Annotated in this window: 12 protein-coding genes, 1 pseudogene and 1 other annotated feature; of the genes and pseudogenes, 3 read left to right on the top strand and 10 right to left on the bottom strand. The window is 41.2% G+C overall.

What is annotated here, in order from left to right:
• The 7 genes from SORDD16_RS03525 to SORDD16_RS03495 all read right to left on the bottom strand — a co-directional run.
• The coding region (locus SORDD16_RS03525) for an ATP-binding cassette domain-containing protein (protein WP_164966478.1) at positions 1-628 on the bottom strand (628 nt) is incomplete at its 3' end.
• Positions 625-1,098, bottom strand: a complete 474-nt coding sequence (locus tag SORDD16_RS03520; RefSeq protein WP_061452403.1) for a VanZ family protein — start codon at positions 1,096-1,098, stop codon at positions 625-627. The genes SORDD16_RS03520 and SORDD16_RS03525, both read right to left, overlap by 4 nt.
• Before the next feature lies 1 nt (position 1,099).
• Positions 1,100-2,185: a dual-specificity RNA methyltransferase RlmN gene (gene rlmN, locus SORDD16_RS03515; RefSeq protein WP_061452402.1), complete on the bottom strand. Its 1,086-nt coding sequence runs from the start codon at positions 2,183-2,185 to the stop codon at positions 1,100-1,102.
• Positions 2,186-2,205: 20 nt separating this feature from the next.
• Complete coding sequence (locus SORDD16_RS03510; protein ID WP_061452401.1) at positions 2,206-2,736, bottom strand: YutD family protein; 531 nt, start codon at positions 2,734-2,736, stop codon at positions 2,206-2,208.
• 154 nt (positions 2,737-2,890) lie between these two features.
• The gene (gene sodA / locus SORDD16_RS03505; RefSeq protein WP_061452400.1) at positions 2,891-3,496 is read right to left on the bottom strand and encodes a superoxide dismutase SodA; all 606 of its coding nucleotides are present in this window, start codon (positions 3,494-3,496) and stop codon (positions 2,891-2,893) included.
• 69 nt (positions 3,497-3,565) lie between these two features.
• Positions 3,566-4,603, bottom strand: coding sequence for a DNA polymerase III subunit delta (gene holA, locus SORDD16_RS03500; protein WP_061452399.1), 1,038 nt, complete (start codon positions 4,601-4,603; stop codon positions 3,566-3,568).
• A gap of 32 nt (positions 4,604-4,635) precedes the next feature.
• The gene (locus SORDD16_RS03495) at positions 4,636-5,571 is read right to left on the bottom strand and encodes a dihydroorotate oxidase (RefSeq protein ID WP_061452398.1); all 936 of its coding nucleotides are present in this window, start codon (positions 5,569-5,571) and stop codon (positions 4,636-4,638) included.
• Between the two features lie 205 nt (positions 5,572-5,776).
• Between SORDD16_RS03495 and gdhA the strand changes: the two genes are divergently transcribed.
• The 3 genes and pseudogenes from gdhA to SORDD16_RS03480 form a co-directional block, all read left to right on the top strand.
• On the top strand, positions 5,777-7,123 hold the full coding sequence (gdhA, locus tag SORDD16_RS03490) for an NADP-specific glutamate dehydrogenase (protein ID WP_061452397.1): 1,347 nt from the start codon (positions 5,777-5,779) through the stop codon (positions 7,121-7,123).
• A 31-nt stretch (positions 7,124-7,154) separates the two neighbouring features.
• A complete protein-coding gene (locus SORDD16_RS03485) occupies positions 7,155-7,640 on the top strand; it encodes a GNAT family N-acetyltransferase (protein ID WP_061452633.1) in 486 nt (161 codons plus the stop codon).
• A 15-nt stretch (positions 7,641-7,655) separates the two neighbouring features.
• Positions 7,656-7,805 (top strand): annotated as a pseudogene (locus tag SORDD16_RS03480) (NADP-specific glutamate dehydrogenase); the annotation flags it as partial.
• A 295-nt stretch (positions 7,806-8,100) separates the two neighbouring features.
• Here the strand turns inward: SORDD16_RS03480 and rplL are convergent.
• The 3 genes from rplL to SORDD16_RS11620 all read right to left on the bottom strand — a co-directional run.
• Positions 8,101-8,469 (bottom strand): 50S ribosomal protein L7/L12, encoded by a 369-nt coding sequence (gene rplL / locus SORDD16_RS03475; RefSeq protein ID WP_001196964.1) that lies wholly within the window; start codon positions 8,467-8,469, stop codon positions 8,101-8,103.
• A gap of 71 nt (positions 8,470-8,540) precedes the next feature.
• Positions 8,541-9,041, bottom strand: a complete 501-nt coding sequence (rplJ, locus tag SORDD16_RS03470) for a 50S ribosomal protein L10 (protein ID WP_061413777.1) — start codon at positions 9,039-9,041, stop codon at positions 8,541-8,543.
• A gap of 38 nt (positions 9,042-9,079) precedes the next feature.
• Positions 9,080-9,215 (bottom strand) — a sequence feature (ribosomal protein L10 leader region).
• A gap of 62 nt (positions 9,216-9,277) precedes the next feature.
• The coding region (locus SORDD16_RS11620) for an amidohydrolase family protein (protein WP_241733960.1) at positions 9,278-9,671 on the bottom strand (394 nt) is incomplete at its 5' end.

Below are 9,671 nucleotides of genomic sequence, written 5' to 3'. Positions count from 1 at the left end.
CATTCTCATAGTTTTGGAGGTAACGCTTGAGCCAGTCAATGTGTTCAGCATCCAAGTAGTTGGTCGGCTCGTCCAGTAACAAGATATCTGGTTTTTCAAGGAGGAGTTTGGCCAAGAGGACCTTGGTTCTTTGACCGCCTGATAAGGCAGTTACATCCGTATCCATACCAAAGTCCATGACACCGAGAGCACGCGCCACTTCATCAATCTTAGCATCCAAGGTATAGAAATCACGACTCTCCAAACGATCTTGGAGTTCACCAACTTCTTCCATTAACGCATCAATATCAGCACCCTCTTCTGCCATTTCCATATAGAGGTCATTGATACGAGCTTCTGCTTTAAAAAGCTCATCAAAGGCTGTCCGCAAGACATCACGCACAGTTTGGCCTTCCCTTAGCACAGCATGCTGATCCAGGTAGCCAGCAGTCACATACTTGGACCACTCGACTTTTCCCTCATCAGGGAGGAGTTTACCAGTCACGATACTCATAAAGGTGGATTTTCCTTCACCATTGGCACCGACAAGCCCAATATGCTCTCCCTTGAGAAGACGGAAGGATACATCCTCAAAAATAGCACGGTCACCAAAACCATGACTCAGATTTTTAACTTCTAAAATACTCATTCTATTTCCTTATTTTTATACAATCCTTTATAGAGGAGCCAAGCTAGATAGCCACCTAGAGTATTGGTCCATAGATCATCAATTTCAAATACACGATTAAAATCAAATAAAAAATCTAGGACCAATTGTGTACATTCAATTCCCAAACTGATGCAGAAACTGAGTAAAAGAACCTTTTTTGTCCGACGCAAGTTTGGAAAAAGACAAATCAGTTGAAAAACCAAAGGAAAGAGCAGGAGGACATTGAGGGCATTTTGGAGGAAAATCCAAAACAACTGCTCAAGGCCGCTCACTTCTCCAAGTTTCCAAAAAGAATTAAAGGGTGTTAAAAGAAAAACCAGGCGTCCAAAAGTCTGAATACCTGGAGTTTCCACTCCTGTAGGAAGCTTAGGTTGGGGAGTAAAACAAAAACAAACGATGCAAAAACTGTATAAAGACACTCCCAAATTTAGTATTTTTTTTCTATTCATTTTATGGATTCACTGTTGCTACCGCTTTTTGACGGTCACGTTTCATTGTATTGGAGCGTAATTGTCCACAAGCTGCATCAATATCTGTACCATGCTCTTGACGAACCACGCAGTTGACTCCATTTTTCTTGAGGGCGTCATAGAAGGCCATCACGCGCTCTTTAGGACTACGGCTATACTGGTCATGTTCACTAACTGGGTTGTAAGGAATCAAGTTTACATATGACAATTTTTTGATATTTTTGAGTAATTCAGCCAATTCCAAGGCCTGTTCTACACCATCATTGACTTCATTGAGCATGATGTATTCAAAAGTCACACGGCGATTGGTTGTTTCAATGTAATACTCAATGGCTGCGAAAAGTTTTTCAATTGGAAAGGCACGGTTAATTTTCATGATGCTTGAACGCAATTCATTATTTGGTGCGTGAAGGGAAACAGCCAGATTGACCTGTACGCCTTCATTAGCAAAATCACGAATTTTATGGGCCAAACCAGACGTAGAAACTGTGATGTGACGAGCACCGATCGCCATCCCCTTGTCATCATTGATGGTACGGACAAAATTCAAAACATTGTTGTAGTTATCAAATGGTTCACCAATTCCCATAACAACGATATGGCTGACACGTTCATCCTGACCACGCTCATCAAAGTATTTCTGAACCAGCATGATTTGCGCTACGATTTCCCCGTTATTGAGGTCACGTTGCTTCTTGATCAAGCCTGATGCACAGAAGGTACAACCAATATTACAGCCGACTTGTGTGGTGACACAGACAGACAAGCCATAATGCTGGCGCATGAGTACCGTCTCAATCAACATGCCATCTGGCAACTCAAAAAGATATTTGACTGTACCGTCAGCAGATTCTTGAACGATTCGCTGTTTCAATGGATTGACCACAAACTGCTCATTGAGCTTAGCAATCAAATCCTTGGAAAGGTTGATCATTTCTTCAAATGACTGGACACGTTTACGGTAGAGCCATTCCCAAATTTGGGCCGCTCGGTATTTCTTTTCCCCTTGTTCTAGCACCCATTCCTTCATGCCGTCTCGGGTTAAACTATAAATTGATGGTTTCATCTGGTCTCCTTATTCTCTATCTATTTCTGACGAATGACAAAATGGCGCCGTCCCTTGTCCTCTTTTTGAGACTTCTGCTCCTTCTGCCCATGTTTATTTCTCTTATTTGTATTTGGCTTTCTTTTGTTTTGGAAGGATTTTTTATCTCTTCTAGGAAGTTTCTCCTCTTCCTTTTTACGCATTTTCTTGTCAAACGAAGCTCGCTTCGGTACTTGATTTTCTAGAACAAAATAGGCACAACCATAACTACAGTACTCCAAAAGATAGTCCTGTAAACGACTAATCTTTTCATTTTTTTTCTCTGTTCGGTCGTCTTTGTAAAAGCCACGTAGACGAAGCTGTTCATTGCTCCAGTCCCCCACGACATAATCAAACTTGGTCAACACTTCTGAAAAGCGTTGATTAAAGACTGTCACATCGAAAGCATCCTTGATATTTTCAACCAAGGTAAAAGCAATCCCTTCAGTCTCAACCTTATCCCCATTTATATGAAATTCTGGGCCAGGAAACTTGTTATAGTTGTATAATTCAGGTGCAATTTCTTTACGCATAGTCTTCCTTTTCCACGATTACTTAACACTCTATTTTACCATAATTTCTAGCAGTTAGCACGTTTCTCATAAAAATGAAAAAAGTCTGACGATTTTGTCAGACTTCTGCCATATAAACCCAAAAAGAGAAGATGGACTCTTCCCTTCCTATTCATTATTTCGCTGCTGCGTAAAGCTCATCTACTTTGTTCCAGTTGATGACTGAGAAGAAAGCTTTGATGTAGTCAGGACGCACGTTGCGGTATTTCACGTAGTAAGCATGTTCCCAAACGTCCAAGCCGAGGATTGGTGTCTTCCCTTCTGAGATTGGTGTATCTTGGTTTGCTGTTGAAGTTACTTCAAGCTTCCCTTCTTTGTTGACAACCAACCATGCCCAACCAGAACCGAAACGAGTTGTTGCTGCTACAGTGAAGGCTGCTTGGAATTCTTCGAATGAACCGAATGTCGCATCAATCGCTGCTACAAGTTCTGCTGAAGGAGCTGTCTTTTCAGGAGTCATCAATTCCCAGAAAAGAGCGTGGTTCAAGTGTCCACCACCATTGTTGATAAGCGCTTGGCGGATATCAGCTGGGATAGAGTCTACATCAGCAAGCAAAGCTTCAAGGTCTTCACCAATTTCAGGGTGTTTTTCAAGAGCAGCATTTGCATTGTTGACATAAGTTTGGTGGTGTTTGTCATGGTGCAAGTGCATTGTTTCCGCATCGATGTATGGTTCCAAAGCGTCATATGCGTATGGAAGGTCTGGTAAGATAATAGCCATCTGTAATACCTCTTTTTCTTTCTATATGAAAATGATAACGCAATCATCCTCTTTTTTCAAGTTTTTTGCTCAATTTGCTTCTGCCGTGATCTGCAAGAGTGCCTTTTCAAACAGGTACCCTTTTTCATAGACACCTGTCTTAATCTGATAGTCTGTTTCAATCAAATAAGAAATTGCTCGCTTGAGAAAACCTAAGGAAATCCCTCTCGAATCTCTCAATGCAAACTTGATTTGATAAGGATTAGGGTTGCGCCCCAAATAAGTTCCCAGACTGTTTGCGATCTGCGATTCCGTCTGACCAGCCTCTGATAAAATCTTCACTTGGGTAAAGGTACGAAACTGCCCTAACATGACAGCTATGAGCTTGATTTCGTCTTCCCCTTGCAAGGTCAAATCTCTAACCAAGTCACGGGCCCGGTCGATCTTTTTGCCCAAGATAAACTGAGTCAAATCAAAAATATTGTCCTGCAGGGTTTTTGGAATAGCTTCGACAATGTCCTTCTCTTCTATCACGTCGTCTGACTTATAAGACTGTAAAAAAAGGAGATTTTTCTGGATTTCGCTAAATTGAAAACCAGACTTGATGAGTAGATTTTCAAAGGATTGCCCCACAAACTGCAGTCCTTGTGTCTGACTCCATTTTTGGAAATACTGACGCAGTTCTTGTTCCTTGGGTTCAATAGCGTCAAAAACAGTCGCATCACGTTTGAGCAGTTTGACCAGCCGTCTTTTGCTATCCAACTTTCCTTCAGCAAAAATCAACAACTTGGTTGTTGGTGAAGGATTGTCAAGGTATTCCTCAAATGACTTGAGCTCATCATCTGATAAAAATCGCTTTTTAGCAGTTGTGATATCAACAAAATGGTCTAATATCACGATTTTCTCATCCGCAAAGAAAGGGAGACTGACCAACTCCAACTCTAAGTCTTTATAGGCTACTTCTTTCATATCAAAGTAAGCAAAGTTGAGATCAGCTGGATCATAACCAATCTGTTTCAACACTTGACTCTTCATAACTTCAAACTGACCCTGGTCTGTCCCTGTAAATAGATTCAAGCTAGATAGATTTGATAAAGTCAACTTCTGACTGTCTTCAATGGCTAGCATCTTCTCTCCTTTCTTCTGATTTTTTATTAAACTTAATCAATATAGCGCAATTTCCCACGGAAATCTTCTAGGCTCTCGTACCCTTTTTCCGCCATGATTGCTTTCAGTTCATTGGTAATGCGTTCAAAAGCACCGACACCTTCTTTGTGAAGGGTAGTCCCTACTTGCACCATACTCGCACCGCAAAGGATATGTTCAAAGGCATCACGACCCGTCAGAACACCACCCGTTCCGATGATTTGGATTTGCGGATTGAGACGTTGGTAAAAGGCGTGCACATTAGCAAGAGCAGTCGGTTTGATATACTCTCCACCAATCCCACCAAAACCATTTTTAGGACGAATCACGACCGACTCGTCTTCTATATAAAGTCCGTTTCCGATAGAGTTAACACAGTTAACAAACTTGAGCGGGTATTTGTTGAAAATAGCTGCCGCTTGGTCAAAGTGAACAATATCAAAATAAGGTGGCAATTTGATCCCAAGAGGTTTGGTGAAATAGGTAAATACCTCTGACAAGATACCGTCTGTTGTCTCAAAATCATAAGCAATCTGAGGCTTTCCTGGAACATTTGGACAAGAGAGATTAAGTTCTGTCAGTCCTTTGAATTCACTCTCTTGAACTTTTTTCAAGATGGTATGTGTTTCTTCTGGAGACATGCCGACTAGGGAAAGGAAGAAAGTACGGTTTGGCTCTTTTTCCTGCAAATCCAAAAGATAGTCCAGATAGTAGTCTAAGCCATTATTTGGTAAGCCCATGGAGTTGATGGAACCAAGTGGAACATCCTGGTAACGTGGTTCAGGATTGCCCTGACGAAAGTCCAAGGTCGCAGTCTTCGTGACAAAAGTACCCGCCGCTGAGTTTTTGACCCCTTCAAGCTCTTCTATCGTCATACAAGCCACACCTGCTGCGTTCATCAAGCAATTGTCAAACTCAAATCCAGCTATTTGTGTTTTCGTTGATACCATGATTCTGATCCTCCAGATTCCTTTTATTTCTAATATTATACCATACTTTAAGATTTTCTCTTTAAGAAACTAATTTCTATATAAAACGTTCGGTTTTGTAAATTGAAAGAATTTTTAGAAAATTTCTGTTTTTTTCTTTACACTCAAAAAAAATTCTGCTATAATGGCTCATGTAATAAAATATAACAACAAAAAGGAGAACGATATGACATCTGCTAAAGACTATATCCAAAGCGTGTTTGAAACTGTAAAAGCTCGTAATGGGCACGAGGCTGAATTTCTTCAGGCAGTTGAAGAATTCTTCAGCACTTTGGAACCTGTATTTGAAAAACACCCTGAGTATATCGAAGAAAACATCTTGGCACGTATCACCGAGCCTGAGCGCGTGATTTCTTTCCGTGTTCCTTGGGTTGACCGTGAAGGTAAAGTACAAATCAACCGTGGTTACCGTGTTCAATTCAACTCAGCTGTTGGACCATATAAAGGCGGACTTCGTTTCCACCCAACTGTAAATCAAGGGATCTTGAAATTCCTCGGATTTGAGCAAATCTTTAAAAACGTCTTGACTGGACTTCCAATCGGTGGAGGTAAAGGTGGATCAGACTTCGATCCTAAAGGAAAGACTGACGCTGAAGTGATGCGCTTCTGCCAAAGCTTTATGACAGAATTGCAAAAATACATCGGACCATCTCTTGACGTACCTGCTGGTGATATCGGTGTTGGAGGACGTGAAATTGGTTACCTTTACGGACAATACAAACGTCTTAACCAATTTGATGCGGGTGTCTTGACTGGTAAACCTCTTGGATTCGGTGGTAGCTTGATTCGTCCAGAAGCAACTGGTTATGGTTTGGTTTACTATACTGAAGAAATGCTCAAAGCTAACGGTAACAGTTTTGCTGGTAAGAAAGTGGTTATTTCAGGTTCTGGTAACGTAGCTCAATATGCTCTTCAAAAAGCGACTGAACTTGGTGCAACTGTTATCTCTGTATCTGACTCAAACGGTTATGTCATCGACGAAAATGGTATTGACTTCGATCTTTTGGTTGATGTTAAAGAAAAACGCCGTGCTCGTTTGACTGAATATGCAGCTGAGAAAGCAACTGCTACTTACCATGAAGGTTCTGTATGGACTTACGCTGGAAACTACGACATCGCTCTTCCATGTGCGACTCAAAACGAAATCAACGGCGACGCAGCTAAACGTTTGGTTGCTCAAGGCGTTATCTGCGTATCAGAAGGTGCTAACATGCCTAGTGACCTTGATGCGATTAAAGTCTACAAAGAAAACGGAATCCTTTACGGACCTGCCAAAGCTGCCAACGCTGGTGGTGTAGCTGTATCAGCGCTTGAAATGAGCCAAAACAGCCTTCGCCTTTCATGGACCCGTGAAGAAGTTGATGGACGCCTCAAAGACATCATGACTAACATCTTCAACACAGCTAAAACAACTGCTGAAACATACGGTCTTGGTACTGACTACCTTGCAGGTGCAAATATCGCTGCCTTCGAAAACGTAGCAAACGCTATGATTGCCCAAGGTATTGTTTAATTAGTCGTTACATCCTATCGGAGGACAAATGATGAACTTACGGCCGATGGAAGTGAGAGACAATCCAGCTGTAGCGCAACTCATTCGAGCCAGCCTAGAAGAATTCGGGCTTGACAAACCAGGAACTGTCTACTTTGATTCTCATCTAGATCATTTAGCCGACTTCTATCAACTGCAAGAGAGAGCAGCTTACTTTATTCTGGATGATGAAGGTCAGCTGGTTGGCTGTGGTGGCTTTGCACCTGTGTCTGATAAGATTGCTGAATTACAAAAACTGTATGTCACCAAAAATAGCCGTGGCAAAGGTTATTCTAGCCGTTTGATAAAGCGGATATTCCAGGAAGCCCGCTTAGCTGGTTATGAACAGCTTTATCTAGAAACCTCTACTGAACTGGCTACGGCCGTGGCCATCTATCAGCACTATGGTTTCACATCACTGCAAGAACCACTTTCTAACGCCGCCGGCCACCCAGCTATGAATATCTGGATGATAAAATCTCTCTTATCAGATGAATAGATGGCCGTATACTATGGTCGACTCGATGACATCAGTATCAAGCTCCTCAAGACAGCTAAAACAACTGCTGAAACATACGGCCTCGATACTGATTACCTTGCAGGTGCAAATATCGCTGCCTTTGAAAATGTAGCCAATGCTATGATTGCACAAGGTGTGGTTTAAGAGTAAAAAAGTTATCAAAAAGCAACAGCTATACAGTTGTTGCTTTTCGTATTGTAAAATTTAATTTAATCAAATAAACTTACTAAATGTCTAGATACAATCTTAATTTATCTTATAAAAATGTTCAGACCAATCTTCTCTAACCATACTTCTATTATATAACCCATTTATTGAAAAGGCAACCCATACTTATAAATCATCATTTCTGGACAATACTTTATAAAAATATAAAAAACCGCTACTCCTAAGAATAGCGGTTTAATCATGTTTTTAAGCTACTAATATAGTTACTCTATTATTTAAGAGTAACTGAAGCTCCAGCTTCTTCCAATTTAGCTTTGATTTCTTCAGCTTCTGCAGTTGGAACGCCTTCTTTGATGACACCTGGTGCACCATCAACAAGTTCTTTAGCTTCTTTAAGTCCAAGACCAGTGATTTCACGTACAACTTTGATAACGCCAACTTTTTTGTCACCAGCAGCTGTCAACTCAACGTCAAATGAGTCTTTAGCAGCACCAGCGTCAGCAGCACCAGCTGCAGCAACAGCTACAGGAGCAGCTGCAGTTACACCAAATTCTTCTTCGATAGCTTTTACAAGGTCGTTCAATTCAAGGATTGAAGCTTCTTTAATTTCAGCAATAATGTTTTCAATGTTCAATGCCATTGTTATTTCCTCCAAATAAGTTTTTAATTTTAAATAGTTTTTGTAGCTAGGCTACGCTGCGCAGATTAAAATTAAGCTGCGTCTTCTTTGCTTTCTGCAACTGCTTTGACTGCAAGTGCCACGTTGCGCACTGGTGCTTGAAGTACAGAAAGGAGCATAGAAAGAAGTCCTTCGCGGTTTGGAAGAGTTGCAAGTGCAAGAATCTCTTCTTTTGATGCGACAGCGCCTTCGATTGCACCACCTTTGATTTCAAGTGCTTCAGCAGTTTTAGAAAAGTCGTTCAAGATTTTCGCTGGCGCGATTACATCTTCATTTGAAAATGCTACTGCAGATGGTCCAACAAATACTGATGCAAGATCTTCAAGACCAGCTTTTTCAGCTGCACGACGCAAGATTGAGTTTTTAATGACTTTATACTCAACTTCGCTTCCACGAAGCTCACGACGAAGAACTGTATCTTGCTCAACTGTCAAACCACGAGCGTCTACAACGACGATAGATGCAGCAGCTTTCATTTTTTCAGCCACTACGTCAACTAGTTCCGCTTTTTTAGCAATAATTGCTTCACTCATTAGTGTGTTCACCTCCGTAATTATTTTGCTTGGGGAATTTTTCCAAAAGAAAAACGCGCCCAAACCTAGACACGAAAGTACAATACGCTTCTTTTTACATGATACGTTTTGTCCTCGGTAGGATCTTTATGAGTCGAGCTCCCCTACTGTCTTAGGCAGTTTTTTCAAACCGTATATAAGTATAGCATAGACAAAAAAAGAATGCAAGATTTTTGCAAACTTTTTTTAAAATTCTTTTAAAGTTCTACTGTCAAAACTTGACCTTGCTTAACCACTTGTTCTCCAGCGATATAAACATCATCAACATCACTGGATTTGACAGCATAAACTAGGTGAGAGAGCATATTTTTCTGAGGTTGAAGATGAATTTTTCCTTGTGGTTGAATGACCAGAAAATCCGCTTGCTTGCCGACTTCTAGGCTTCCTATCTGATTTTCCATTCCAAGAACCTTAGCTCCTTCGATTGTCAGTGCCTTAAGGGCTGTTTCGATAGGGAATTGGCTGGCATCTCCACTTTTCATCTTCTGAAGGAGGGCTGCTGTCCGTCCTTCCTCAAACATATCTAGATTGTTATTGGAAGCAACCGAGTCTGTCGCAATCCCCACTGCTACTCTTGCTTTTTGGAGTTGG

It is taken from the genome of Streptococcus oralis (genome assembly GCF_001578945.1).
Taxonomy (GTDB): Bacteria; Bacillota; Bacilli; order Lactobacillales; family Streptococcaceae; genus Streptococcus; species Streptococcus oralis_Q.
The sequence above is the reverse complement of the archived record's forward strand: the minus strand, read 5'-3'. Positions and strand labels throughout refer to the sequence as shown.

Excerpts from the sequence above, each read along its gene's own strand:
- SORDD16_RS03520 (WP_061452403.1), bottom strand. The coding sequence starts at position 1,098 with ATGAATAGAAAAAAAATACTAAATTTGGGAGTGTCTTTATACAGTTTT.
- rlmN (WP_061452402.1), bottom strand. The coding sequence starts at position 2,185 with ATGAAACCATCAATTTATAGTTTAACCCGAGACGGCATGAAGGAATGG.
- SORDD16_RS03510 (WP_061452401.1), bottom strand. The coding sequence starts at position 2,736 with ATGCGTAAAGAAATTGCACCTGAATTATACAACTATAACAAGTTTCCT.
- sodA (WP_061452400.1), bottom strand. The coding sequence starts at position 3,496 with ATGGCTATTATCTTACCAGACCTTCCATACGCATATGACGCTTTGGAA.
- holA (WP_061452399.1), bottom strand. The coding sequence starts at position 4,603 with ATGCTAGCCATTGAAGACAGTCAGAAGTTGACTTTATCAAATCTATCT.
- SORDD16_RS03495 (WP_061452398.1), bottom strand. The coding sequence starts at position 5,571 with ATGGTATCAACGAAAACACAAATAGCTGGATTTGAGTTTGACAATTGC.
- gdhA (WP_061452397.1), top strand. The coding sequence starts at position 5,777 with ATGACATCTGCTAAAGACTATATCCAAAGCGTGTTTGAAACTGTAAAA.
- SORDD16_RS03485 (WP_061452633.1), top strand. The coding sequence starts at position 7,155 with ATGAACTTACGGCCGATGGAAGTGAGAGACAATCCAGCTGTAGCGCAA.
- rplL (WP_001196964.1), bottom strand. The coding sequence starts at position 8,469 with ATGGCATTGAACATTGAAAACATTATTGCTGAAATTAAAGAAGCTTCA.
- rplJ (WP_061413777.1), bottom strand. The coding sequence starts at position 9,041 with ATGAGTGAAGCAATTATTGCTAAAAAAGCGGAACTAGTTGACGTAGTG.